A 23,680-nucleotide genomic window follows, 5' to 3' on the forward strand; every position below is an offset into this window, starting at 1 on the left:
TTTGCCGGGTATGACCATGACTGCTGACGACCGTATCAAACTCGAACCGAGCTGGAAGGAGGCACTGCGTGCTGAGTTCGACCAGCCTTACATGGCAGAGTTGCGCCAGTTTCTGCAGCAGGAGCGGGCAGCCGGCAAGGAAATCTATCCGCCGGGGCCGATGATTTTCAACGCGCTGAACTCGACGCCACTGGATAAAGTAAAGGTGGTGATTCTCGGCCAGGACCCGTATCACGGCCCGGGCCAGGCGCATGGCTTGTGCTTCTCGGTGCAACCAGGCGTGCCGGCGCCGCCGTCGCTGGTCAACATCTATAAAGAGTTGAAGCGCGACCTGAACATCGACATTCCCAATCACGGCTACCTGCAGAGCTGGGCCGACCAGGGCGTGCTGATGATCAACACGACTATGACCGTCGAGCGCGCCAACGCCAATGCGCACAAGGACAAGGGCTGGCAGTTTTTCACTGATCGGATCATTGAACTGGTCAGCGAGCGCCAGCCGCATCTGGTGTTCATGCTCTGGGGCGCGCATGCGCAGAGCAAGCAGAAGCTGATCGACGCGACCAAGCATCTGGTGCTGACGTCGGTGCATCCTTCGCCGTTGTCGGCGTATCGCGGGTTTTTGGGCTGCGGGCACTTTGGCCGCACCAACAAGTTTCTTGAGCAGAATGGTGAGACGCCGATCGAGTGGCGTTTGCCGCCCATCTGAAGGGCCCCATCGCTGGCAAGCCAGCTCCCACAGGGTTTTGTGGGTGCCACAGATTATGTGACCACCCCAAAAATCTGTGGGAGCTGGCTTGCCAGCGATAGGGGCAACGCGGTCTCACTCGGGATTACGATTCCAGTACTTGAACAATGGCTCCGCCAGAAACAGCACAAACAACAGCCGCATCACCTGCATCGCCGTCACCAGCGGCACCGACAGTTGTAGCGTCTCCGCCGTCAGACTCATCTCGGCGATCCCGCCCGGCATCATGCCCAGCGTCAGCGAACGCAGATCCAGATGGGTCAGCGCACTCAAGCCCAGCGCCGCCAACGTCGCGATCAACATGGTCAACGCCGTGCCAATCAACGTCCGCCCCATAAAGGAGGGGGCGCGGCGGAAGAACTGCCGGTTGAAGTGGCAGCCCAAACCGCTGCCAATCAGCCACTGACCAATCTGGCTGCCGCCATTGGGCAGACCGATGTGCAAATCCCAGCTGATACTTACCGCCGCACTCACCAGTAACGGCCCGAACAACCATGGATTGGGTTGGCGCAAACGCTGCCAGAGCCACGCAAGCAAACCGCCCGCCGGAAACAGAATCGCCAGCCAGCGCCAATCGACGCTGCCCGCATGAGCAATCGGGTTGCCATCGCCAAGCAAATACTTGAAAGCCGCTGGCACACACAGCACCACCACCAACACCCGCAAACTCTGCCCCGCCGCAACGTGGCTGAGCATCGCGCCGTTACGTGCGCCGAGGTTGACCATCTCCCCGGAACCACCAGGCATGCTTGAGAAAAACGCCGTGGCGCGATCCTCACCGGTGCGGCGCATCAACCACACGCCGACTACCGCCGAGACACTGGTGACCAGCGCGCCGAAGAAGATCAAACCAAAATGACTGAGCACCTGCTCCATCACCACCGGGGTGAAGTGCAGGCCGATGCCGATGCCGACGATCCACTGGCCGCACTTGCGGCCGCCAGGGATTTCCGTGAGTTGCCACGGAGTCAGGCAGCGCACGAGGATGATCGCCAGCAACGAGCCGACCATCCATGGCAGTGGCCAGCCGATCTGGCTGGCGAGGTAGCCGCCGAGCAGACCGACCAGCGGGGTTCCCCACCAGGATTTAAGTGAGGCGCGATCAAACATCGGCAATGGCGCGACGCGCGACCGAACGTTTGCGCCAGATGCGCAGCAGCGGCATCAGCAGCATGATCGCGGTCAGCACCCAGACACCGAAGGTGATCGGGCTCGACCAGAGGATTTCCAGCGCACCGTTGGAAATCGACAGCGCACGACGCAGGTTCTGCTCCATCAGACCGCCGAGGATGAAGCCCAGCAGTACCGGCGACAACGGGAAGTCGAGCTTGCGCAGGATGTAGCCGAAGATGCCGATGCCGACCATCAGGAACAGGTCGAAGGTGGTGGCGTGAACTGCGTAGACGCCGATCCCGGTGATGATCGCGATCACCGGCACCAGTGCCCAGTTCGGCACGGCGAGGATGCGGGTGAAGATGCGGATCATCGGAATGTTGAGGATCACCAGCATGATGTTGGCGATGAACAACGACGCGATCAGGCCCCAGACGATGTCCGGTTGTTGCTGGAACAGCAGCGGGCCAGGGGTGATGTTGTACAGCGACAGCGCGCCGATCATCACCGCGGTGGTGCCCGAACCTGGGACGCCGAGGGTCAGCATTGGCACCAGCGCGCCACAGGCCGAAGCACCGATGGCGGTTTCCGGCGCGGCGAGGCCACGGGCGTCACCCTGACCGAATTTGCCGCTGGCACCGGCGATGCGTTTTTCGGTCATGTAGGCCACGGCGCTGGCCAGCGTCGCGCCGGCACCCGGCAACACGCCCATGATGAAACCAAGCAGGCCGCAACGGATGTTCACCACGAACACCGACGAGGCTTCCTTGAAGTTGAACATCATCCGGCCGGTGGCTTTCACCGCTTCCTGACCGCGATGGGTTTTCTCCAGCAGCAACAGAATCTCGCTGACCGAGAACAGGCCCAGCACCAGTACGACGAATTGAATGCCGTCAGTCAGGTGGATGTTGTCGCCGGTGAAGCGGTAAACGCCGCTGTTGGCGTCGATGCCGACACTCGACAGGAACAGCCCGATCAATGCCGCTATGAAGGTCTTCAACGGTCGATCACCGGCCATACCGCCAAGACAGACAATCGCAAACACCATCAACACGAAGTATTCCGCCGGGCCGAAGGCAATCGCCCATTTCGCCAGCAGCGGCGCGAACAGGACCATGCCGCAGGTGGCGATAAATGCACCGATAAACGAGCTCCACGCCGACAGCGACAGCGCCACACCGGCGAGGCCTTTGCGGGCCATCGGGTAACCGTCGAGGGTGGTCATCACGGTCGATGCTTCGCCCGGAATGTTCAGCAAAATCGAGCTGATCCGCCCGCCGTATTCGCAGCCCAGGTACACCGCTGCGAGCAGAATCAACGCCGATTCCGGCGGCAAGCCAAGGGCAAACGCGATCGGAATCAGCAAGGCCACGCCGTTGATCGGGCCAAGGCCTGGGAGCAGGCCGACGACGGTGCCGATCAGCGTGCCGGCCAGGGCCGTGACCAGGTTGTACGGGCTCAGCGCGACGCCGAAGCCTTGACCCAAATAACCGAGGGTATCCATATCAGTTCTCCAGCACGTTGAGCAGGCCAAGGGGCAGCGGAACGTCCATCACACGGTCGAACAGCAGGTACAGACCGATGGCCATCAGCGTGGTCACCACGATGCTTGGCAGCCAGCGACCGCCATACAGGCGCGCCATCGGAATGCCGATGAGGACGCTGCTGAGGATGAAACCCAACGGTTCGAAGAGACCGGCGAACACCAGCAGCAGTGCGACGCAAATGGCGATCTTGGTCAGGGTTTCGCGATCCAGTGGCGGCTCGTCTTCACTGTGTTTGATTGGCGCCGGGCGAAACACCATGTACAACAGCGCTGCGCCCATCAGGCCGAGCATCAGCAGCGGGAAGGCGCGCGGGCCCACCGGTTCGTAGGAAAAGGCCGCTTGGTACGGCCACGCCATCAATGCCAGGCCGGCGCAAACCAGCAACAGCACGGAGGCGAAAATGCGTTGAATAAGCATGGGAGCTCCTGTGCCGCGTCCCCGTCACCGGGAACGCAGCCGCTAGACAGAGGCGATCACTGAATCAGGCCGAACTCTTTGGCCAGCACTTTGTAGTCCGCAACCTGCTTCTTCACGTAGGTGTCGAGTTCCGGGCCGGTCATGGCGAACGGGAACAGTTCACGCTGATCGCGCAGCTTGGCGAACTCGTCGGAGGCCAGCAGTTTGTCGAACGACTCTTTCCACCAGGCGTAGTCTTCATCGCTGACTTTTGGCCCGAGGTAAAAGCCGCGCACCACTGGCCAGACGATGTCGTAGCCTTGCTCGCGAGCAGTTGGGATGTCTTTCATTTCCGGCTCGTCGAGGCGCTTGTCGGCGAACACCGCGAGCAGGCGCATGTCGCCGCTCTGGATGTGCGGCATGGAGTCGGAGATGTCGGTGCTGCCGACCTGGATGTGACCGCCGAGCAGGGCCGTGGCGATTTCGCCGCCACCTTCGAGCGCCACGTAACGCAGGTCACGCGGGTTGATACCGGCAGCCTTGGCGATCAGTGCGGTTTGCATCCAGTCCTGGCTACCAACGGTGCCGCCGGAACCGATGACCACCGAGCTTGGATCTTTCTTCAGAGCCTGAACGAGATCGTCGAGGGTCTTGTAGGGCGAATCGCTTTTCACCGCGATGGCGCCGTAGCTGGTGCCGACCGCTGCCAGCCAACGCACGTTGGTCTCATCGAAGCGACCGAACTTGCCCTGCGCCAGGTTCAACAGCGAGCCACTCGACCACGCCACCAGCGTGCCGGCATCGGCCGGGCGCTGAGCGACCACGGCGTTGTACGCCACCGCGCCGACACCGCCGGGCATGTAGGTGACGCGCATTGGTTTGGTCAGCAGTTTTTCGTTGACCAAGGCGCTCTGCACCAGTTTGCAGGTCAGGTCGAAACCACCGCCGGGGGAGGCCGGGGCGATACATTCCGGACGTTTCGGTTCGGCCATCAGTTGGCCGGCAAACAGGATGCAACTGGCGGCCAGTGCAACTTTACGCAGTGACAGGTTCATTCGATTCTCCACGGGCATTGTTGTTATTCGACGTGTTTTTCTTCAGCAGGCCATTACCAGAGCGCAACGCTGTAACTCACCAGCAAACGCACTTCGTCTGCATCGCGAGCCGAGTAGTTGGAGCGGTAGGTGGCATTACGCAAACGCACGGCGACATCCTTCAAGGCGCCGCTTTGTACTACATATTTGATCTCGGTGTTGCGCTCCCACTCTTTGCCTTCTTCACCGTTCTTGAGCTTGATGTTGTCACCGCTCAGGTAACGGCTCATGAAGCTCAGGCCAGGAATGCCGAGTTTGGCGAAGTCGAAGTCGTAGCGAGCCTGCCAGGAGCGTTCTTCGGCGCCGGCGAAATCGTTGATCTGCACGAAGTTGACCAGGTACGGGTCGCTGCCATCGACATACGGGAAGGCGCTGTCGCCGGACATGTGCTGATAACCGGCGCTGAACTTGTGGCCGCTCAGCGCGTAGCTGACCAGACCGTTGAGCGAGCGGTTGTCGATCTCGCCGCCACGGGCCGCGCCCTGATCATCGCTGACGGCAAAACGCAGGTCGGTGGCAAACGTGCCAGGGCCCATCGGACGTGAGGCCACGAGACCGAAGAAGTGCTGGTTGTAGACTTCGTCGAGTTGGGCGAAGTGGTAACTGCCGGTGATCTTGTCGGTGAACTTGTAGTCCACGCCGCCAAAATCGAAGTGCTTGCCGGCGGCGGTGCCAGCGAAACGGCTGTTCTTGTTGTTGAGGGCGATGTCCTCGAAATCGGTGCTGTCGCGATCCTTGGCTTTCTCCAGTCGGCCACCGGTGAAGGTCAGGTTTTTGATTTCCTTGGAGGTCAGCAAGCCACCTTCAAACGTCTGCGGCAGGATGCGCCCGTCGTTGGGTTTGAGGATCGGCAGTTCAGGAATCAGGCTGCCGATTTTAAGTTCGGTGGCGGAGATTTTCACTTTGCCGGTCAGGCCGACTTTCGAGTACTCGTCCGCCGCGCGCCCATCGTCGTGGGTCGGCAGCAGGCCGGTGCCGGTGCGGTCCGGACTCGAATCGAGTTTTACCCCAAGCATGCCCAACGCATCGACACCGAACCCCACGGTGCCGTCGGTGTAACCCGATTGCAGATTGAGCATGAAACCCTGAGCCCATTCGTCACGCTTGGATTGCTGGGCGCTGGTGCCATCGCGAAAGTCGCGGTTGAAATACATGTTGCGGGTTTCGAACGTGGCGCTGCTGTCTTCGATGAAGTCGGCAAAACTCAGCGGCGAAAAACCGGCAAGAGCGGCGGCACTGGCGAGGGCGGTGTGGCTGAAACGGGAAGGGCGAACAGGCACAGGTGCCTTGGTCTGCATGGACGGCATGCGGGGTACTCCGTTTATTGTTCTTATTGGTCGAAAACGCTTCGTGGCGTTTTTCGTAGCGCTGTGTGGCAGCAGCGACGGCAGTCGGGACTGTCCGTGGGCCGACTCTAACCGGCTAACCTTTCACTAACCTTTCAGCTGACTTTCACGGTTTTCGGGCTTCACAGCGGCGGTTGCGGCTGTAAACTCCGCGGCAAAGCGTGGCGCCGGCCATCCCTGAACGAGGTAAAAATCCATGCGTGTTCTGCTCGTCGAAGACCATCTGCAACTGGCCGAAAGTGTCGCTCAGGCGCTCAAGAGCACCGGTCTGACCGTGGATGTGTTGCACGATGGCGTGGCCGCCGATCTGGCGCTGGGCAGCGAGGAATATGCCGTGGCGATCCTCGATGTCGGCCTGCCGCGCATGGACGGTTTCGAGGTGCTCGCGCGTTTGCGTGCACGCGGAAAAAATCTGCCGGTATTGATGCTGACCGCGCGCAGTGATGTGAAGGATCGCGTCCACGGTCTCAATCTGGGCGCCGACGATTACCTCGCCAAACCGTTCGAACTGACTGAACTGGAAGCACGGGTCAAAGCCTTGCTGCGGCGCAGTGTGCTGGGCGGCGAGCGTCAGCAGCGTTGTGGCGTGCTGGCCTATGACCTCGACACCCGGCGCTTCACCCTTGGCGAAGAATTACTGACGCTGACCTCTCGCGAACAAGCGGTGCTGGAAGCGCTGATCGCCCGACCGGGGCGGGTGATGAGCAAGGAGCAACTGGCCGCGCAGGTGTTTGGTCTGGATGAAGAGGCCAGCCCCGACGCCATCGAAATCTACGTGCACCGTTTGCGCAAGAAACTCGACGGGCAACCGGTCGCCATCGTGACTTTCCGCGGTCTCGGTTATCTGCTGGAAAGCCGCGATGCATAAGCCCAGCAGCCTGCGCTGGCGCTTGCTGTGGAACCTCGCATTGCTGCTGGTGGTGTTGATGCTCGCCAGTGGCTTGAGTGCTTACTGGAATGGTCGCGAAGCTGCCGACACCGCTTACGATCGCACGTTGCTGGCCTCGGCGCGGACCATCGCGGCGGGCCTGTCGCAACGCGATGGCAGCCTCAGCGCCGACGTGCCGTATGTGGCGCTGGATACCTTCGCCTACGACAGCGCCGGGCGAATTTACTACCAGGTCAACGATATCCATCAGAAGCTGATTTCCGGCTACGAAAATCTCCCCGGCCCGCCGCCCGGCACACCGCGCACTGACAATTATCCGGCGCTCGCGCGGTTCTACAACGCCACCTACAACGGCCAAAACGTGCGCGTGGTCAGTCTGCTGAAAGCGGTGACCGAACCGAACATGAACGGCATGGCGGAAATCCGCGTCGCCGAAACCGACGAGGCGCGCGTGAGCATGGCCCGCAGTCTGGCCGCCGATACGTTGCTGCGACTGGGCATGTTGGCGATTGGCGCGTTGTTGCTGGTGTGGTTCGCGGTCAGTGCGGCATTGCGCCCGCTGGAGCGCCTGCGCACTGCTGTGGAAGAACGTCAGCCCGACGACTTGCGCCCGCTGCCATTGGTTGAAGTGCAGCATGAACTGTGGCCGCTGGTGCGCGGGCTCAATCATTTCACCGAGCGTCTGCGCGGTCAGTTCGAACGGCAGGCGCAGTTCATTGCCGATGCGGCGCATGAGTTACGTACGCCCTTGGCAGCGCTGAAAGCTAGGCTTGAGTTGGGCCTGCGCTCGAACGATGCCGAAGTCTGGCGCTCGACGCTGGAGTCCTCGGCACAAAGCACTGATCGCCTGACTCATCTGGCCAATCAGTTGCTGTCGCTGGCGCGCGTCGAAAACGGTGCGCGGGCGATTGCCGAGGGCGGCGCGCAGTTGCTCGATCTGAGTCAGTTGGCCCGAGAACTGGGCATGGCCATGGCGCCGTTGGCGCACAAACGCGGGGTGGCGCTGGCGCTGGAGGCGGACGAACCGGTGTGGCTGCGTGGTGAGCCAACGTTGCTCAACGAATTGCTGAGCAATCTGGTCGACAACGCCTTGGCGCATACGCCGCCGGGCGGCAATGTGATTTTGCGGGTCACGGCGCCGGCGGTGCTGGAAGTTGAAGATGACGGGCCGGGGATTCCGCTGGAAGAGCGCGATCGGGTGTTCGAACGCTTCTACCGACGCAATCAGCAGGTGGCGGGTTCTGGCTTGGGCCTGGCGATTGTCGGCGAGATCTGCCGGGCACATCTGGCGCAGATCAGTCTGCACGATGGCGAGCAGGCGGGGTTGAAGGTGCGGGTCAGTTTTATTGCCGGGTGATTGTGGTGGTTTGCTGGCCCCTTCGCGAGCAGGCTCGCTCCCACTCTGGAATGCATTCCAATGTGGGAGCGAGCTTGCTCGCGAAGGTCGCGCCTCGGTCCCGGATCAGTAAAACATCGTCCGCGATTCTTCCAGATCTTCGCACAGCGCCTTGTTCTCCTGATCGATCCCAAGCTTTCTGAACGCCGGAACAGTCATTGGGTCGATCCGCGCAAACGGATGATCAGTGTCCTTGTGGCAATACAGGCTCGCCACTTGCACCAGATCGACGTAATCAATGGCCGTCGAGTCGCGTTTGAAGTCCTGATAGCGCCCCGGCAACTCCACCAGCCGCTCCGGAAACTCCCAGACGCGCAGCAGTTTGTCGCCCAGCAACGGATGAATGTGATCGATCACATGGTTGAGGCTGACCGGGTCCGAGAGCAGTTCGTAGTGGTCTTCGGCGTAGGTCAGAATCGGCAGCACGCCGATCTGATGCACCAGCCCGCCGAGGGCCGCCTGATCGGGTTTGAGTTGGGTGTAGCGGCGGCACAGCGCATAACTGACGCCGGCGATTTCCAGGCTCTTGCGCCAGACTTCGCGCATCTTCTGTTCGACCACTTCGGAGCGGGCGTGGAAGATCTGCTCCATCACCAGACCGATCGCCAGGTTGCTGCTGTAGTTGATGCCCAATCGGGTGATGGCGGTGTGCAGGTCGGTGACTTCCTGCGCGGCACGCAGCAGGGGGCTGTTGACCACTTTGATCAGGCGCGCTGACAGCGCCGTGTCCCGGCCGATCACTTTACTCAGGTCGCTGACGCTGATTTCCGGGTCTTCAGCGGCCTTGCGAATCTGCAGGGCCACTTCCGGCAACGTGGGCAGAACCAGGTCATCGTTATCGATGGCCTCAACCAAATCCTGTTGGACTTTTTCCGCCAGTTCGCTCATTTAAACTCTCTAGGGTGTTGCAACAAATGCTGCGATCAGCGCTGGATTTCGCGGTCGCGATCCAGTTCGTAAGGCAGGTCGAGCAGATGCAGCGCGGGACCTTCGAGGGTGCCCAGATGCAAATCACCGGCTTCGGCTGCTTCGGCCTGCAGCACCGCCAGGAGTTCAATGTTTTGCCCGGCCTTGGCGGCCAGCACCACTTCGCCGATGGCGCTGTTGTGGCTTGGCGCGAACAATTGTGTGCCAGGCTCCGGCAAATCAGCGGTGTCCAGGCTCAAGCGATACAGACGACGCTTGAGTTTGCCCAGATACTGCATGCGCGCGACGATTTCCTGGCCGGTGTAGCAGCCTTTCTTGAAACTCACACCGCCGACCGCCTGCAGATTGAGCATCTGCGGTATGAACAGCTCGCGGGTGCTCGGCATGACCTGGCCGATACCGGCGCGGATCTGGCCCAGCAGCCATTGATTCAGCTCGGCTTCAGGTAGGGCCGCAGACAATTTGGCTTTGATTGCGTCAGCCTGATCGGCCGGTGCCCAGAGTTCAATGCGATCGGGCGAGACGCGAATCGCGATCAGACCTTCGTTACGCGCGACGCTGTCGGTTTCGGCCGGCAGGTCCAGACCGAGGCTGGTCAAAGCGTTGTCGCCATTCTCCACGCCGAAACGCACCCAGGCGGCGCTTTCATCGGTCAGTTTCGATTTGGAGAACACCGCGTACTTTTTCAGGTCTGCCAGTTGCGGCTCCAGCAGCTCGCTGGCCATTGCCAGGAGCACGCCATCACCTTCGAGCAGAATGCGGAAGCTCGACTGCATCCGGCCTTTTTGCGTGCAACGCGCGCCGAGGCTGGCGCGGCTGTCGCTCAAGTAATTGAGATTGCAGGTCAACTGGCCTTGCAGGAATTTTCCGGCATCCGCGCCGCGAACCGCGAGAACGCCTTCATGAGACAGGGTGCAGAAAAAAGCAGAATCGGCCATGGGTCATCGCAGGGTAAATAGACTGGGGCACATCATAAGGGCGCGTTGTTGAAATGGGTAGTTGATAAAGGATCGAGGGTGCCCGACCAAAGCCGACTGTGCGACCCGCCTCGGGGCTGTATACTTGCCGGCAAATTTGAGGAGGGCTCCATGGTCGAACAAGTTGAACTGAACCGCCTGTTTTGGCACAGCCGTCGCGGCATGCTTGAGCTTGACGTATTGCTGGTGCCATTCGTGAAAGAGGTCTATGCGACTCTGAACCAGGTGGATCGCGATCTGTATGTCCGTTTGCTGACATGCGAGGATCAGGACATGTTCGGCTGGTTCATGGAGCGCAGCGAGTCTGAGGATCCAGAGCTGCAGCGCATGGTTCGCATGATTCTAGACCGTGTCCAACCCAAGTAACACGTTCGAATGCCGCTGGCATGCCTCACGGCAGTTGCTGGCGGCGTATCTGTTGGCCCAGGCGTTCGCACTGGGCTCTTTGTTGGTGCTTTCGATTCCACTCTGGGCCACGCTGCTGGGGGCTTTCGCCTGTCTGCTTCATGGCTTTTGGGTGTTGCCTCGACAAATTCTGCTGAATCACCGTCGAGCGTTTCGCGGATTGCGCCGGGACGCCGATGGCTGGCAGCTGTGGAATCAGGTGGAGGGTTGGCAGGCAGCACAGCTGCGCCCGGACAGTCTCGCGCTGCCGCTGATCGTGGTGCTGAGATTCAGGTTGCGCGGTGAATGGCGGGTCAGATCGATCTGCGTGCCAAGGGATTCGCAGGCGGCGGATCTGCACCGACGCCTGCGAGTGCGGCTCAAGTTCAGCCGACGTAGGTGGGCGGCACCAGAATAGTGTCGAGCGCCTCGGGCAGCATATCGGGATAGTCTAGGGTGTAATGCAGGCCGCGACTTTCCTTGCGTTCCATGGCCGAGCAGATCATCAACTCGGCAACTTGCGCCAGGTTACGCAGCTCGATCAGGTCGCGGCTGACTTTATAGTTGCTGTAGAACTCGTCGATCTCGTCCAGCAGCAGGCGCACACGGTGCTGCGCCCGTTGCAGTCGCTTGTTGGTGCGCACGATGCCCACGTAGTCCCACATGAACCGCCGCAGCTCATCCCAGTTGTGCGCGATGATCACGTCTTCGTCGGAGTCGGTCACCTGGCTGGCATCCCACGCGGGCAGGGCGCTTGGCGCGGCGACATTGTCCAGTTGCGCGAGAATGTCTGTCGCCGCCGAACGGGCATAGACGAAGCATTCGAGCAGTGAGTTGCTGGCCATGCGGTTGGCACCATGCAGGCCGGTGAAGCTGGTTTCACCGATGGCATACAAGCCCGGAACATCGGTGCGACCTTGTTGATCGACCATCACGCCCCCGCAGGTGTAGTGCGCGGCGGGTACGACCGGAATAGGTTGTTTGGTGATGTCGATGCCGAAACCGAGGCAGCGCTCATAAACAGTGGGGAAGTGCGTCTTGATGAAGTCTTCAGGCTTGTGGCTGATGTCGAGATAGACGCAGTCGACCCCCAGACGCTTCATTTCATGGTCGATGGCCCGAGCGACGATGTCGCGCGGTGCCAGTTCGGCGCGTTTGTCGAAGCGATACATGAAGCGCTCGCCATTGGGCAGCTTCAAGTGTGCGCCTTCGCCGCGCAGGGCTTCGGTAATAAGGAAGCTTTTCGCTTGTGGGTGGTACAGGCAGGTCGGGTGGAACTGATTGAATTCCAGGTTCGCCACCCGACAGCCGGAGCGCCAAGCCATGGCGATGCCATCACCGCAGGCGCCGTCGGGGTTGCTGGTATAGAGGTAAACCTTGGCCGCGCCGCCCGATGCCAGAATCACAAAGCGTGCGCCGTAGGTATCGACTTCGCCGGTTTTGCGGTTGAGTACGTAGGCACCGAGGCAGCGCTCGCCTTCCATGCCTAAACGGCGTTCGGTAATCAGATCAACGGCAACCCGCTGCTCCAGCAATTCGATGTTCGAACGCTCTTTGGCCTGCGCCAGCAAAGTTTTGAAGATTGCCGCGCCGGTAGCATCGGCCGCATGGATGATGCGACGGTGGCTGTGACCGCCTTCGCGGGTCAGATGAAATTCGAATCCGCCATCTTCAGTGCCGGATTGATCGTCGCGTGTGAACGGTACGCCTTGGTCGATCAGCCACTGGATGGCTTCGCGGCTGTGCTCGACAGTGAAACGCACGGCGTCTTCATGGCACAGACCGCCACCGGCGTTCAGGGTGTCATCAACATGGGATTCGACAGTATCAGTGTCGTCGAGCACGGCGGCGACGCCACCCTGGGCCCAGAAGGTCGACCCGTTGGCCAGATCGCCTTTACTCAAAACGGCAATGCGCAAATGACCTGGCAGGGTCAGCGCGAGACTCAAACCGGCAGCACCGCTGCCTATGACCAGAACATCATGTTGGAATTGTTGGCTCATTACAGGATTCCGCTCAAAGCGACCCGGGTCGGGGGTGGCGCAAGACAGCTGGATCGGCGAGTCAAGACAGCCACACAGCCCACTAGTATATAGAGGGGTGGGGCGGCACAATAGCCGAGCCGACATGGCATTGTGAAACTACTGCGTAGGAAAAAACCGCGTGCTTCGTCGGAAGTTTTTTTCACCCTTTTGGGTAGAACACGACTGTATCGGCGCTGAAACAGGATTTTCTGCCCAGGGTTGCCCAATGTCAGGGCGGTGCGGCTATAAATAATTGGAACTTTTGCCAAAGGCCCAAGATCAATAGTCGGTGCCAGAAACAAGGGACGTGTCGGCTTCAGTGCGGAATCTGCTGTTGGATTCCTGCCCGGCGAAACCGATAACAAGATTATTCGCGCAGCCGGTTTATCCCGCGCTGCGTTTTTCGTGCGTGCCAAATCAGAGCCCGCAGGAAACTTGCCTGGAGGGGGAGAACTTTTGCGAAAAGCCCGAGTCTATGTTTGCAAGTCTGGTCGTTTAGTTATGCAAGTCTCCTTCGGGCTTATCGAGGAGTGTTCATGCTAACCCAGGAAGAGGATCAGCAGCTGGTCGAGCGCGTTCAACGCGGCGACAAGCGAGCTTTCGATCTGTTGGTGCTGAAGTATCAGCACAAAATTCTCGGGTTGATCGTGCGTTTTGTGCACGACACCCATGAAGCCCAGGACGTGGCTCAGGAAGCCTTTATCAAGGCGTATCGAGCACTTGGAAACTTTCGCGGCGACAGTGCGTTTTATACGTGGCTGTACCGTATTGCCATTAACACGGCAAAGAACTACCTGGTTTCTCGCGGCCGTCGGCCGCCGGATAGCGATGTAAGTTCCGAGGATGCAGAGTTCTACGATGGCGATCACGGCCTCAAGGATCTCGAATCACCAGAACGTGCACTGCTGCGGGATGAGATCGAAGGCACCGTCCATCGAACCATTCAGCAACTGCCAGAGGATTTGCGTACGGCGTTAACTTTACGTGAATTCGATGGTCTGAGTTACGAGGACATTGCGAGCGTCATGCAGTGTCCGGTGGGTACCGTGCGCTCCCGGATTTTCCGCGCCCGGGAGGCCATCGATAAAGCCCTGCAGCCGTTGTTGCAGGAAAACTGAGACAGCGGCGACAGCCAAGAGAGGAACGCCATGAGTCGTGAAGCCCTGCAGGAATCGCTGTCCGCAGTGATGGATAACGAAGCGGACGAACTGGAATTGCGTCGAGTGCTCAGCGCACTGGATGATGTTGATACCCGTGAGACCTGGGCTCGTTACCAGATCGCTCGGGCAGCCATGCACAAGGATTTGCTGCTGCCACGTCTGGACATCGCTGCGGCAGTATCTGCTGCACTGGAAGACGAAACGGCTCCGGCCAAAGTATCTCGCAGCCCATGGCGCAACCTCGGTCGCCTGGCTGTTGCAGCCTCGGTGACTGTTGCCGTTCTGGCAGGTGTTCGCCTGTACAACCAGGACGAAATCGCTGGTGTGGAACTGGCTCAGCAATCCAATCAGCCAACCCTGGCCACCCCACAGGTGAAAGGCCCGGCTGTGCTGGCAGGCTATAGTGAGAGTTCGGAAGCCACTGGCCCGATGGCCAACGGCGTACTGCAAGGTCAACCAGGCTGGCACGATCAGCGTCTGCCAGGCTACCTGCGTCAGCACGCTCAACAGGCTGCACTGAAAGGTACTGAAAGCGCGCTGCCTTACGCACGTGCTGCAAGCCTGGAAAACCGTTAAGGAGGATCATGCGCGCCATACCTCTACTTTCGCTTCTGCTCAGTGGCTGGTTCATTGTTCCAGCCCATGCTGATGAGGCCCAGGACTGGTTGACCCGTCTGGGCCAGGCCGAGCAGCAGCAAAGCTTCCACGGCACATTCGTTTACGAGCGTAACGGTAGCTTTTCTACCCACAACATCTGGCATCGCGTCCAGAATGGCCAGGTCCGCGAGCGGTTACTTCAGCTTGACGGCTCGGCGCAGGAAGTCGTACGCATTGATGGGCATACTCAATGCGTCAGCGGCACTCTGATTGCGGGACTGGGAGATTCGCCAAACTCCGCCGCTCGACCTCTTGATCCGCAAAAGCTGAAGAACTGGTATGACCTTGCCGTCATAGGCAAATCGCGCGTGGCCGGTCGAGACGCCGTGATCGTATCGCTGACGCCTCGCGATCAGCATCGTTACGGTTTTGAGCTGCACCTGGACAAACAAACCGGCCTGCCTTTGAAGTCGTTGTTATTGAACGACAAGGGGCAGTTGCTGGAGCGGTTCCAGTTCACCAGTCTCGACACAGACGAAGTCCCATCAGACAAAGACTTGCAAGCCGACGCCGACTGCAAAGCGATTACGCTCGACAGCGACAAGGCTTCTGCCGTGAAGACTGCCCAAGTCTGGCACTCCGACTGGCTGCCGCCGGGCTTCGAGTTGACCAGCAGCACTTCGCACAAAGATCCGGAAACCAAGACTCAGGTCAACAGTCTGCTATATGACGACGGTCTGGCGCGTTTCTCGGTTTTTCTTGAGCCTTTGAATGGCGCTACGGTCACCGATACCCGTACCCAACTGGGTCCGACCGTTGCTGTCTCCCGTCGCCTGACCACGCCGCAGGGCGAAATGATGGTGACAGTGGTGGGCGAGATTCCGATAGGCACCGCCGAACGAATTGCTTTGTCGATGCGTAACAATGATGGCGCTGCAACCAGCAAGCAGTGAGCTGATTCAGTCATTACCACTTCTTCGTCGAGACGTAGATGAAATGTTTGCTGAGCATTTTCATTTGCAAAACACCTGAAAGTTTTTTATAGGTCAGAGCCTCACGGCTCTGGCCTTGTTTGTTGTTGCCGGAACAAAAATACCGGTCTGTGGTTTCCGGTGTTCCTTGCTCCATATCGCTTAACCCTGCTCGTCGTAACGGGAGCTGTATGTCGATACCTAGCTTGAAGTCTTATCTCTCCATCTTCGCCACCGTGCTGCTGCTTGGTCAGGCGATCCCTGCTGCGCAAGCGGCCGACCTGCCTGATTTCACCCAGTTGGTCGAACAAGCTTCGCCAGCGGTGGTGAACATCAGTACCACGCAGAAACTGCCGGATCGCAAAGTGAACCAGCAGATGCCCGATCTGGAAGGCCTGCCGCCGATGTTGCGCGAGTTCTTCGAACGAGGCATGCCACCTCAGCAGCGTTCGCCGGGCGGCGGTGGTCGTCAGCGTGAAGCGCAATCGTTGGGCTCGGGCTTCATCATCTCTCCAGATGGCTACATCCTCACCAACAACCACGTGATCGCCGATGCTGACGAAATCCTCGTCCGCCTGGCTGATCGCAGCGAAATGAAAGCCAAACTGATCGGCACCGACCCACGTTCCGACGTGGCCCTGCTGAAAATCGAAGGCAAGGATCTGCCGGTGTTGAAGCTTGGCAAATCCCAGGACCTGAAGGCCGGCCAGTGGGTCGTCGCGATCGGTTCGCCGTTCGGCTTTGACCACACCGTGACTCAAGGCATCGTCAGCGCCGTTGGTCGTAGCCTGCCGAACGAAAACTACGTGCCGTTCATTCAGACTGACGTGCCGATCAACCCGGGCAACTCCGGTGGTCCGCTGTTTAACCTGAACGGTGAAGTGGTCGGCATCAACTCGCAGATCTACACCCGTTCCGGCGGCTTTATGGGTGTGTCGTTTGCGATTCCGATCGACGTAGCGATGGATGTGTCCAACCAACTGAAGAGCGGCGGCAAAGTCAGCCGTGGCTGGCTGGGCGTAGTCATTCAGGAAGTGAACAAGGATCTGGCCGAGTCGTTCGGTCTGGAGAAGCCAGCCGGCGCGCTGGTTGCCCAGATTCAGGATGATGGCCCGGCAGCCAAAGGTGGTCTGCAAGTCGGTGACGTGATCCTGAGCATGAATGGCCAGCCGATCGTCATGTCTGCTGACCTGCCGCATCTGGTCGGCGCATTGAAGGCTGGTGCGAAAGCCAATCTGGAAGTGATTCGTGAAGGCAAGCGCAAGAATGTCGAACTGACGGTTGGCGCGATCCCTGACGAAGACAAAGAGCTGGATGCACTGCCGAAGTCCGGCACTGAAAGCACCAGCAATCGCCTCGGTGTATCGGTAGGTGAACTGACTGCCGAGCAGAAGAAAACCTACGACCTCAAAGGTGGTGTGGTGATCAAGGAAGTGCAGGATGGTCCTGCCGCGTTGATCGGTCTGCAACCAGGCGATGTGATCACGCACCTGAACAACCAGGCCATCGGCTCCACCAAGGAGTTCGGCGAGATCGCTAAGGCGTTGCCGAAGAACCGTTCGGTGTCGATGCGCGTACTGCGTCAAGGTCGCGCCAGCTTCATCACCTTCAAGCTGGCTGAATAATCCAGCGCCAAGGTAAAAAAGAAACCGCCTCGAAAGAGGCGGTTTTTTTATGCCTGAAGCTTTTGTCCTGACGGGTATCGATCAGCCCATCATGTCCTTGATCATGCGTTCCTGCTCCATCAGCTCGCGCTGACGTGCATCGATACGCGACGACAGCGGGAAGTTGCTGCCCGCCTTGCGCTTGGCAAAATCGAGCTGCTGAATCGCCTGACGATAATCGCCGACGAGTGCGAAGTACTCGGCACGGGCCTGATGCAAGCCGATGATATTGCCCGACAGCCCGCGGGTTTCGGCGACCTGATACCACACGTCCGGATCATCGGGGCGAGACTTGAGTAGACCTTCGAGTGCCTTCTCGGCATCGGCAGCGCGATTCTGTTTGAGCAGCAGATCCACCCGAACCTGATTCAGCGGATAGTTGCCTGGGTACTGCGCGAGCATCCGATCGACCCGCGACTGCGCATCCGGCAGGCGATTATTGGTGATGTCCAGATCGACCTGGGCAAGGTTGTAGATGATTTCATTCGGCGAGGTCGCCAGCAGTTGCTTGAGATTCTCGCGGGCCTCATTCAACTGACCACCTTTGATCTGCGCAATCGCCAAGCCATAGCGCGCCACGTCGTTTTGCGGGTTTTCATCCAGTTGTGCGCGGAAACGCTTGGCGCCCAGGCCCGGGGTTTCTTCGTAGATCAACTGCACGCGCGCGCGGATCAATTGATAGCGCTTGGAGTCTTCAATGCCGCCCGGTTTGGCCTGTTCGGCGCGGTTACGGGTGTCGGCGATACGCGATTCGGTCACCGGGTGAGTCAGGAGGAATTCCGGCGGCTTGGCGTCGAAACGATACTGGCGCATCAGACGCTCGAACATGGTCGGCATCGAGCGTGGGTCGTAACCGGCCTTCTCCAGATTGAGAATGCCGATGCGGTCGGCTTCCTGTTCGTTCTGGCGGGAGAAGGTGCGCTGCGACTGAATCGCCGCCGCCTGTGTGCCGGCGATGGTCGCGATCCCGGCGTCACCGCCGCCGGCCGCAGCGATGACGATACCGGCCAGCAGCGCGGCCATCATCGGCACCTGCATCCGCTGCGAGGCTTCGACGCCGCGCGCGAAGTGGCGTTGCGACAAGTGCGCCAATTCGTGGGCGAGAACCGAGGCGTATTCGCCCTCGGTCTGTGCATTGAGAAACAGGCCGCCGTTGACCCCGACTACACCGCCCGGCGCCGCGAAGGCGTTGAGCTGCGGGCTGTTGATCAGAATGAATTCAAGGCGTCGGTCCGTCACCTGGCTGGTCTCCACCAGCTTGTAGACGCTGGATTCGACGTAGTCCTTGAGCTGCGGATCGTTGAGTTGTGAGACCTGACTGCGCAACATCGCCAGCCACGCGCGACCAAGCTGATATTCCTGTTGCGGCGAGACAATGGCAGAACTGGCGTCGCCGAGTGACGGCAGATCGTCGGCAAAGCCTGGTGAGGCGAGCAGGCAAGCGAGCGTCAGCAGGGTAGGGCGCAGAAAAGTCATGCACAAAGCCTTAGAAGACAAAGACCTTACTGTAGCCGGACACCGGGCTTGCGACCAGATATTCTAGGCAGCTCGACAGACCTGATCCGGAGTGACGCAATGACTGACGCTGTAGCCCATGACGTGGAACTGGACGCCAGTGGCCTGAATTGTCCGTTGCCGTTGCTCAAGGCGAAGATGGAACTGAACAAGCTTCAGAGTGGGGCGGTTCTCAAGGTGATCGCCACCGACGCGGGCTCGCAACGCGACTTTCGCACCTTTGCCCGATTGGCCGGTCACACGCTGCTGCGTGAAGAAGACGATTCAGGCGTTTACCGTTACTGGTTAAAAAAAGCCTGATACCGACCGCGTAAAAGACCTAAGGATTATTGATGTTCAAAGTGTTACGCGACTGGATTCAGCGCTATTTCTCCGACGAAGAAGCGGTGGTGCTGGCGGTGCTGTTGTTTCTCGCCTTCACGGCCGTACTCACCCTAGGCGGCATGCTTGCGCCGGTGTTGGCAGGGATGGTGCTGGCTTATCTGATGCAGGGCCTGGTGGTGACGCTCGAGCGTTTGCGCGTGCCGGGAGGCGCGGCGGTGGGCTTGGTGTTCGCGCTGTTCATGGGCGTGCTGATGCTGTTTATCGTCGTGGTGCTGCCGCTGCTTTGGCATCAGTTGATCACGCTGTTCAACGAACTGCCGGGCATGCTCGCCAAATGGCAATCGCTGCTGTTATTGCTGCCCGAGCGTTATCCGCATCTGGTGTCCGACGAGCAAGTGTTGCAGGCGATCGAGGCGGCGCGGGGCGAGATCGGCAAGTTCGGCCAATGGGCGCTGACATTCTCGCTGTCGAGTCTGCCGCTGCTGGTGAACATCATGATCTATCTGGTGCTGGTGCCGATTCTGGTGTTCTTCTTCCTCAAGGACCGAGTCATGATCGGCGAGTGGGTACGTGGTTACTTGCCACGTGAGCGCGCGCTGATCACGCGGGTTGCGCAGGAGATGAACCGACAGATCGCCAACTACATTCGCGGCAAGGTCATCGAGATCGTGATTTGTGGTGGCGTGACCTACATCGCTTTTGTGGCGCTCGGATTGAATTATGCGGCGCTGCTGGCGTTGCTGGTCGGTGTGTCGGTAGTGGTGCCGTATGTCGGTGCCGTGGTAGTGACCGTACCGGTGCTGCTGATCGCGTTGTTCCAGTGGGGCTGGAGCGATCAATTCATCTATTTGATGGCGGTCTACGGGATCATCCAGACACTGGATGGCAACGTGCTGGTGCCGCTGCTGTTCTCGGAGGCGGTCAATCTGCACCCGGTGGCAATCATCTGCGCGGTGCTGTTGTTTGGCGGGTTGTGGGGGTTCTGGGGGGTGTTCTTCGCGATTCCGCTGGCGACGCTGTTCAAGGCGGTGCTGGATGCGTGGCCGCGCCAGGAACCGGCGGTGGCACCGCTGCTGTAGCGATTGATCCAGATTGTTTGGTGACACTTAGGGCCCATTCGCGAGCAGGCTCGCTCCCACATTGGACTTGTGAGCACCACAGATCCAATGTGGGAGCGAGCTTGCTCGCGAAGGCGTCAATGAGGGTGACGCAAAACCATCAGGCTTTATTCAGATCCTGAGCAGCAGCCAAAACCGCATCCACATGCCCCGGCACCTTCACGCCGCGCCATTCCTGACGCAACACGCCGTCCTTATCAATCAGGAAGGTGCTGCGATCAACGCCCAGATATTCCTTGCCATACAGCTTCTTCAACTTGATCACGTCGAACAATTGGCAGACGGCTTCGTCCTTGTCGCTGATCAGCTCGAATGGAAACTCCTGCTTGCACTTGAAGTTCTCGTGGGACTTCAGGCTGTCGCGGGAAATGCCGAAGATTTCCGTGTTGGCAGCCTTGAACGCGGCGTACTGATCACGAAAACCCTGCCCTTCAGTGGTGCAGCCCGGGGTGCTGTCCTTGGGGTAGAAGTAAATCACCACTTGCTTGCCCTTCAGGGCAGACAGGCTGACAGTCTGCCCGCTGGTGGCAGGTGCTTCGAAATCCGCAACCGGTTGGTCGATGACAACGGCCATGAAAGCTTCCTTACATTGGGTTTTGTGGGCGCCAAGGCTCGATCAGTGCATCCAGGTTCATCGCATCGGCGAAGTCGAGGAACTGGTCACGCAGCCAACTGATCTGGGTGCCGGCCGGCAGGGTCACGGTGAACGTGGCGTTGAGCATGGTGCCGCCGGTCTGTGGCGCCTGATAGGTGTCGCAGGTCAGGTTTTCCAGTTCAACGTTGTGGTCCATGAAGAACTGGCACAGCTCATTGATGATGTCCGGGCGATACGCCGAGCTGACGTAAGCCACGTATGGCAGCGCTTGCGGGCGGTTTTCCAGCGCCGCACTGCGCACCACGTTGACGGTGAAAAGGTGCTTCTTGGCAAGGCCCGACAGGCTGCCTTCCAGGCGGGCGAGGGCGTCCCAGCTGCCGGAGATCTCGAGGATCAGCGCGCTGCATTCGCCGTGGCGAGTCAGGCGGGAAGTGACGACGGCGCAGCGATTTTCATGGCTGGCGCGGCACAGGACGTTAGTCAGCTCCATGGGGTTGGCGCCGAGGGCACTGATGACAAGGAATTGTTCGCGAACTGTGGGGGTGGACATGCAGCATTCCTAAAGCGATGAGCGGTCGGTAGGTTTACGCGCGTTGCTGGCCGGGGCGTGCCGTTCTGGCGGTCCGTACAAAAAGCCCCGACAAGCGCTCGCGGCTCGCTCCACTATAGCGGGAGCGCGTCGATGCGACGCAGGAACGGGGTCTGGGAGGCCGTAAAGAGAGGCTGGAACCCGGCGTACAAGCTGATCAGTACCGATCAAAGTCTGAAGGGTAGCGAAAAGCGGCGCCAAGGGGAATGGCGGCAGCGCAGTACTTCGCTTGTGCAAGCATCTTGGCGCCAGTACCATTACCGCTCTCTTTTTCCGGCAGGAGCGGTTTCATGATTGCGGGCAGTATGGTGGCACTGGTCACTCCCATGGATGCACAAGGGCGTCTTGACTGGGACAGCCTCAGCAAACTCGTGGACTTCCATCTCAAGAACGGCACCCATGCCATTGTCGCGGTCGGTACTACCGGCGAGTCGGCAACCCTTGATGTTGAAGAACACATCGCCGTCATCAAAGCCGTGGTCAAACAGGTTGCCGGGCGCATTCCGGTCATCGCCGGCACTGGCGCCAACTCGACCCGCGAAGCCGTCGAGCTGACCCGCAACGCCAAAGAAGCCGGCGCCGACGCCTGCCTGCTGGTGGTTCCGTACTACAACAAGCCGACCCAGGAAGGCCTGTACCAGCACTTCAAGCACATCGCTGAAGCAGTCGACATTCCACAGATTCTCTACAACGTTCCGGGCCGCACGTCCTGCGACATGCAGGCCGAGACCGTGATTCGCCTGTCCACCGTGCCGAACATCATCGGCATCAAGGAAGCCACCGGCGACCTGAAACGCGCCAAAGCGATCATTGATGGCGTGAGCAAGGATTTCATCGTGCTGTCCGGCGATGATCCGACTGCCGTTGAACTGATCCTGCTGGGCGGTAAAGGCAACATCTCGGTGACTGCCAACGTCGCGCCGCGCGAAATGGCCGACCTGTGCGAGGCCGCGCTCAAAGGCGACGGCGATACCGCGCGGGCGATCAACGAAAAACTGATGCCGCTGCACAAAGACCTGTTCATCGAAGCCAACCCGATTCCGGTGAAGTGGGCTTTGGTTGAAATGGGCCTGATGCACGAAGGCATCCGCCTGCCACTGACCTGGCTGAGCACACCTTGTCATGAAACGCTTCGCTCGGCCCTGCGCCAGTGCAGCGTCCTGGTTTAATTGAGGAAGTACAACGCATGAAGCGAATGGCCGGACTTTCCGCACTTGCCTTGATTATCTCCAGCACCAGTGGCTGTGGATGGGTCTGGGGGCCGGAAGGTTATTTCCGCGACCGTGGTAGCGATTACCTGCAAGCGCAACAGACTGCACCGATGCAACTGCCACCGGATGTCAGCACTTCCAAGCGTCTGGATCCGCTGCTGCCGATCCCGCGTAACGTTGCTGATGACACCGCCAAGGGCGAATACATTGTGCCGCGTCCTCAGCCGCTGTCGGCCGTTGCCGATGCCAGCGATTACTCGCTGCAGAAGAGCGGTGATTCGCGTTGGGTCGTGGCCCAGCACCCACCGGCCGAAGTCTGGCCAGTGGCGGTGCAGTTCTTCCAGGACAACGGTTTCCGTCTGGATGAACAGCGTCCGCAAACCGGCGAATTCACCACCACCTGGCAGCACTCTGACGAGCTGTCTGCGGCCATGGCCAAGCGCCTGAGCGCAGCCGGCATCGCCAGCGACAGCGAAGCCCGTGTGCGTGTACGGATCGAGCCGGGTGTGCAGCGCAACACCAGTGAAATCTACGTGGTCAGCGCCGAGCGTCCTGCCGGCAGCACTGCCGACGTGGCCTTCACCAACCGTTCGGTCAACACTGGCCTGGACGCAGCGCTGGTCGACGACATGCTCGCGAGCATGAGCCGTATCTCCGAGAAGGGTGGTTCGGTGTCGATGCTGGCCTCGCGTGATTTCGATACGCCAAGCCGTGTCAGCCTCAGCGAAGACGGCAGCGGTAACCCGGTGTTGAACGTCGGTACCGATCTGGACCGTGCCTGGTCGAGCGTTGGCCGTGCACTGGAACAGGGCGAATGGCGCGTTGAAGACATCAACCGCAGCCTCGGCCTGTACTACATCAACCTGGCCGAAAAAGCCGAGAAGAAAGACGACAAGCCTGGTTTCTTCAGCAGCCTGTTCGGCAGTGCGCCGAGCAAGGAAGAAGTTGAAGCCCGTGCCGAGCGTTATCAGGTTCGCCTGAGCAAGGTTGGCGAGAACATTCAGGTGACCGTCGAGAAAAACATCAACACCGTCGCGCCGGCTGAAGTGGCACGTAAAGTGTTGAGCGTGATTCAGGACAACCTGGGCTGATCAA

General features: G+C 59.7%; 24 protein-coding genes. 13 read left to right on the forward strand and 11 right to left on the reverse strand.

The window, feature by feature from the left end:
* Nucleotides 1–16 precede the first annotated feature (16 nt).
* Nucleotides 17–709 carry a uracil-DNA glycosylase gene (gene ung, locus WA225_RS14670; protein WP_064119805.1) on the forward strand — a complete coding sequence of 231 codons (693 nt, stop codon included), beginning with the start codon at nucleotides 17–19 and terminating at the stop codon, nucleotides 707–709.
* A 114-nt stretch (nucleotides 710–823) separates the two neighbouring features.
* Here ung and WA225_RS14675 read toward each other — a convergent pair whose 3' ends face one another.
* Genes WA225_RS14675 through WA225_RS14695 form a run of 5 tightly spaced genes read right to left on the reverse strand, consistent with a single transcriptional unit; the run spans nucleotide 824 to nucleotide 6,205 of the window.
* A complete protein-coding gene (locus WA225_RS14675) occupies nucleotides 824–1,858 on the reverse strand; it encodes an AbrB family transcriptional regulator (RefSeq protein WP_422608449.1) in 1,035 nt (344 codons plus the stop codon).
* Nucleotides 1,851–3,365: a tripartite tricarboxylate transporter permease gene (locus WA225_RS14680; RefSeq protein WP_422608450.1), complete on the reverse strand. Its 1,515-nt coding sequence runs from the start codon at nucleotides 3,363–3,365 to the stop codon at nucleotides 1,851–1,853. Before WA225_RS14680 ends, WA225_RS14675 begins: the two co-directional genes overlap by 8 nt.
* Nucleotide 3,366: 1 nt before the next feature.
* Nucleotides 3,367–3,825 (reverse strand): tripartite tricarboxylate transporter TctB family protein, encoded by a 459-nt coding sequence (locus tag WA225_RS14685; protein WP_422608451.1) that lies wholly within the window; start codon nucleotides 3,823–3,825, stop codon nucleotides 3,367–3,369.
* Nucleotides 3,826–3,881: 56 nt separating this feature from the next.
* Nucleotides 3,882–4,859, reverse strand: a complete 978-nt coding sequence (locus WA225_RS14690; RefSeq protein WP_422608452.1) for a Bug family tripartite tricarboxylate transporter substrate binding protein — start codon at nucleotides 4,857–4,859, stop codon at nucleotides 3,882–3,884.
* Nucleotides 4,860–4,912: 53 nt separating this feature from the next.
* The gene (locus WA225_RS14695) at nucleotides 4,913–6,205 is read right to left on the reverse strand and encodes an OprD family porin (protein ID WP_422608453.1); all 1,293 of its coding nucleotides are present in this window, start codon (nucleotides 6,203–6,205) and stop codon (nucleotides 4,913–4,915) included.
* Between the two features lie 235 nt (nucleotides 6,206–6,440).
* Here WA225_RS14695 and WA225_RS14700 point away from each other — a divergent pair, with 235 nt between their 5' ends.
* Together WA225_RS14700 and WA225_RS14705 are read left to right on the forward strand one after the other, a co-directional pair.
* Entirely contained in the window at nucleotides 6,441–7,112 is a 672-nt protein-coding gene (locus tag WA225_RS14700; protein ID WP_034153139.1) for a response regulator, read from the forward strand.
* Nucleotides 7,105–8,490: a sensor histidine kinase gene (locus WA225_RS14705; protein WP_422608454.1), complete on the forward strand. Its 1,386-nt coding sequence runs from the start codon at nucleotides 7,105–7,107 to the stop codon at nucleotides 8,488–8,490. Before WA225_RS14700 ends, WA225_RS14705 begins: the two co-directional genes overlap by 8 nt.
* Before the next feature lie 105 nt (nucleotides 8,491–8,595).
* Here the strand turns inward: WA225_RS14705 and WA225_RS14710 are convergent, their stop codons facing one another.
* Nucleotides 8,596–9,417 (reverse strand): HDOD domain-containing protein, encoded by an 822-nt coding sequence (locus WA225_RS14710; RefSeq protein WP_064388478.1) that lies wholly within the window; start codon nucleotides 9,415–9,417, stop codon nucleotides 8,596–8,598.
* A 35-nt stretch (nucleotides 9,418–9,452) separates the two neighbouring features.
* Entirely contained in the window at nucleotides 9,453–10,394 is a 942-nt protein-coding gene (locus tag WA225_RS14715; protein ID WP_422608455.1) for a YgfZ/GcvT domain-containing protein, read from the reverse strand.
* 150 nt (nucleotides 10,395–10,544) lie between these two features.
* Here WA225_RS14715 and WA225_RS14720 point away from each other — a divergent pair, with 150 nt between their 5' ends.
* Together WA225_RS14720 and WA225_RS14725 are read left to right on the forward strand one after the other, a co-directional pair.
* Entirely contained in the window at nucleotides 10,545–10,799 is a 255-nt protein-coding gene (locus WA225_RS14720; RefSeq protein ID WP_053118052.1) for a succinate dehydrogenase assembly factor 2, read from the forward strand.
* A complete protein-coding gene (locus WA225_RS14725; RefSeq protein ID WP_422608456.1) occupies nucleotides 10,783–11,235 on the forward strand; it encodes a protein YgfX in 453 nt (150 codons plus the stop codon). The genes WA225_RS14720 and WA225_RS14725 overlap by 17 nt, the downstream gene beginning before the upstream one ends.
* Here the strand turns inward: WA225_RS14725 and nadB are convergent.
* Nucleotides 11,204–12,820 carry an L-aspartate oxidase gene (gene nadB, locus WA225_RS14730; RefSeq protein ID WP_422608457.1) on the reverse strand — a complete coding sequence of 539 codons (1,617 nt, stop codon included), beginning with the start codon at nucleotides 12,818–12,820 and terminating at the stop codon, nucleotides 11,204–11,206. The two genes, WA225_RS14725 and nadB, sit on opposite strands and share 32 nt — an antisense overlap.
* A gap of 557 nt (nucleotides 12,821–13,377) precedes the next feature.
* Between nadB and rpoE the strand changes: the two genes are divergently transcribed.
* The 4 genes from rpoE (at nucleotide 13,378) to WA225_RS14750 (ending at nucleotide 17,194) form a co-directional block, all read left to right on the forward strand.
* Complete coding sequence (gene rpoE / locus WA225_RS14735; RefSeq protein WP_003172477.1) at nucleotides 13,378–13,959, forward strand: RNA polymerase sigma factor RpoE; 582 nt, start codon at nucleotides 13,378–13,380, stop codon at nucleotides 13,957–13,959.
* A 30-nt stretch (nucleotides 13,960–13,989) separates the two neighbouring features.
* Nucleotides 13,990–14,577 carry a sigma-E factor negative regulatory protein gene (locus WA225_RS14740; RefSeq protein ID WP_008077804.1) on the forward strand — a complete coding sequence of 196 codons (588 nt, stop codon included), beginning with the start codon at nucleotides 13,990–13,992 and terminating at the stop codon, nucleotides 14,575–14,577.
* Between the two features lie 8 nt (nucleotides 14,578–14,585).
* Nucleotides 14,586–15,551, forward strand: coding sequence for a MucB/RseB C-terminal domain-containing protein (locus WA225_RS14745; protein ID WP_422608458.1), 966 nt, complete (start codon nucleotides 14,586–14,588; stop codon nucleotides 15,549–15,551).
* A 209-nt stretch (nucleotides 15,552–15,760) separates the two neighbouring features.
* Nucleotides 15,761–17,194 carry a DegQ family serine endoprotease gene (locus WA225_RS14750; protein ID WP_422608459.1) on the forward strand — a complete coding sequence of 478 codons (1,434 nt, stop codon included), beginning with the start codon at nucleotides 15,761–15,763 and terminating at the stop codon, nucleotides 17,192–17,194.
* A gap of 81 nt (nucleotides 17,195–17,275) precedes the next feature.
* Here the strand turns inward: WA225_RS14750 and WA225_RS14755 are convergent, their stop codons facing one another.
* Entirely contained in the window at nucleotides 17,276–18,709 is a 1,434-nt protein-coding gene (locus WA225_RS14755) for a M48 family metalloprotease (RefSeq protein ID WP_064119685.1), read from the reverse strand.
* Between the two features lie 99 nt (nucleotides 18,710–18,808).
* Here WA225_RS14755 and WA225_RS14760 point away from each other — a divergent pair, with 99 nt between their 5' ends.
* On the forward strand, nucleotides 18,809–19,048 hold the full coding sequence (locus WA225_RS14760; RefSeq protein WP_422608460.1) for a sulfurtransferase TusA family protein: 240 nt from the start codon (nucleotides 18,809–18,811) through the stop codon (nucleotides 19,046–19,048).
* A 32-nt stretch (nucleotides 19,049–19,080) separates the two neighbouring features.
* On the forward strand, nucleotides 19,081–20,151 hold the full coding sequence (locus tag WA225_RS14765) for an AI-2E family transporter (RefSeq protein WP_422608461.1): 1,071 nt from the start codon (nucleotides 19,081–19,083) through the stop codon (nucleotides 20,149–20,151).
* Nucleotides 20,152–20,290: 139 nt separating this feature from the next.
* On the opposite strand, the gene WA225_RS14770 is transcribed toward WA225_RS14765, so the two are convergent.
* The gene (locus WA225_RS14770) at nucleotides 20,291–20,764 is read right to left on the reverse strand and encodes a peroxiredoxin (RefSeq protein ID WP_095119107.1); all 474 of its coding nucleotides are present in this window, start codon (nucleotides 20,762–20,764) and stop codon (nucleotides 20,291–20,293) included.
* 10 nt (nucleotides 20,765–20,774) lie between these two features.
* Nucleotides 20,775–21,335 (reverse strand): glycine cleavage system protein R, encoded by a 561-nt coding sequence (locus WA225_RS14775; protein WP_422608462.1) that lies wholly within the window; start codon nucleotides 21,333–21,335, stop codon nucleotides 20,775–20,777.
* 329 nt (nucleotides 21,336–21,664) lie between these two features.
* On the opposite strand from WA225_RS14775, the gene dapA reads away from it, so the two are divergent.
* Complete coding sequence (gene dapA / locus WA225_RS14780; protein WP_422608463.1) at nucleotides 21,665–22,543, forward strand: 4-hydroxy-tetrahydrodipicolinate synthase; 879 nt, start codon at nucleotides 21,665–21,667, stop codon at nucleotides 22,541–22,543.
* Between the two features lie 17 nt (nucleotides 22,544–22,560).
* Complete coding sequence (gene bamC, locus WA225_RS14785) at nucleotides 22,561–23,676, forward strand: outer membrane protein assembly factor BamC (protein WP_064119681.1); 1,116 nt, start codon at nucleotides 22,561–22,563, stop codon at nucleotides 23,674–23,676.
* Nucleotides 23,677–23,680: the final 4 nt, after the last annotated feature.

It is taken from the genome of Pseudomonas sp., from assembly GCF_049300855.1.
GTDB lineage: Bacteria > Pseudomonadota > Gammaproteobacteria > Pseudomonadales > Pseudomonadaceae > Aquipseudomonas.

Coding starts and splice junctions, on each gene's coding strand:
- WA225_RS14675 (WP_422608449.1), bottom strand. CDS start 1,858: ATGTTTGATCGCGCCTCACTTAAATCCTGGTGGGGAACCCCGCTGGTC.
- dapA (WP_422608463.1), top strand. CDS start 21,665: ATGATTGCGGGCAGTATGGTGGCACTGGTCACTCCCATGGATGCACAA.
- WA225_RS14715 (WP_422608455.1), bottom strand. CDS start 10,394: ATGGCCGATTCTGCTTTTTTCTGCACCCTGTCTCATGAAGGCGTTCTC.
- nadB (WP_422608457.1), bottom strand. CDS start 12,820: ATGAGCCAACAATTCCAACATGATGTTCTGGTCATAGGCAGCGGTGCT.
- WA225_RS14745 (WP_422608458.1), top strand. CDS start 14,586: ATGCGCGCCATACCTCTACTTTCGCTTCTGCTCAGTGGCTGGTTCATT.
- bamC (WP_064119681.1), top strand. CDS start 22,561: ATGAAGCGAATGGCCGGACTTTCCGCACTTGCCTTGATTATCTCCAGC.
- WA225_RS14720 (WP_053118052.1), top strand. CDS start 10,545: ATGGTCGAACAAGTTGAACTGAACCGCCTGTTTTGGCACAGCCGTCGC.
- WA225_RS14755 (WP_064119685.1), bottom strand. CDS start 18,709: ATGACTTTTCTGCGCCCTACCCTGCTGACGCTCGCTTGCCTGCTCGCC.
- rpoE (WP_003172477.1), top strand. CDS start 13,378: ATGCTAACCCAGGAAGAGGATCAGCAGCTGGTCGAGCGCGTTCAACGC.
- WA225_RS14775 (WP_422608462.1), bottom strand. CDS start 21,335: ATGTCCACCCCCACAGTTCGCGAACAATTCCTTGTCATCAGTGCCCTC.
- WA225_RS14695 (WP_422608453.1), bottom strand. CDS start 6,205: ATGCCGTCCATGCAGACCAAGGCACCTGTGCCTGTTCGCCCTTCCCGT.
- WA225_RS14770 (WP_095119107.1), bottom strand. CDS start 20,764: ATGGCCGTTGTCATCGACCAACCGGTTGCGGATTTCGAAGCACCTGCC.
- ung (WP_064119805.1), top strand. CDS start 17: ATGACTGCTGACGACCGTATCAAACTCGAACCGAGCTGGAAGGAGGCA.
- WA225_RS14750 (WP_422608459.1), top strand. CDS start 15,761: ATGTCGATACCTAGCTTGAAGTCTTATCTCTCCATCTTCGCCACCGTG.
- WA225_RS14740 (WP_008077804.1), top strand. CDS start 13,990: ATGAGTCGTGAAGCCCTGCAGGAATCGCTGTCCGCAGTGATGGATAAC.
- WA225_RS14690 (WP_422608452.1), bottom strand. CDS start 4,859: ATGAACCTGTCACTGCGTAAAGTTGCACTGGCCGCCAGTTGCATCCTG.
- WA225_RS14680 (WP_422608450.1), bottom strand. CDS start 3,365: ATGGATACCCTCGGTTATTTGGGTCAAGGCTTCGGCGTCGCGCTGAGC.
- WA225_RS14700 (WP_034153139.1), top strand. CDS start 6,441: ATGCGTGTTCTGCTCGTCGAAGACCATCTGCAACTGGCCGAAAGTGTC.
- WA225_RS14760 (WP_422608460.1), top strand. CDS start 18,809: ATGACTGACGCTGTAGCCCATGACGTGGAACTGGACGCCAGTGGCCTG.
- WA225_RS14705 (WP_422608454.1), top strand. CDS start 7,105: ATGCATAAGCCCAGCAGCCTGCGCTGGCGCTTGCTGTGGAACCTCGCA.
- WA225_RS14765 (WP_422608461.1), top strand. CDS start 19,081: ATGTTCAAAGTGTTACGCGACTGGATTCAGCGCTATTTCTCCGACGAA.
- WA225_RS14685 (WP_422608451.1), bottom strand. CDS start 3,825: ATGCTTATTCAACGCATTTTCGCCTCCGTGCTGTTGCTGGTTTGCGCC.
- WA225_RS14710 (WP_064388478.1), bottom strand. CDS start 9,417: ATGAGCGAACTGGCGGAAAAAGTCCAACAGGATTTGGTTGAGGCCATC.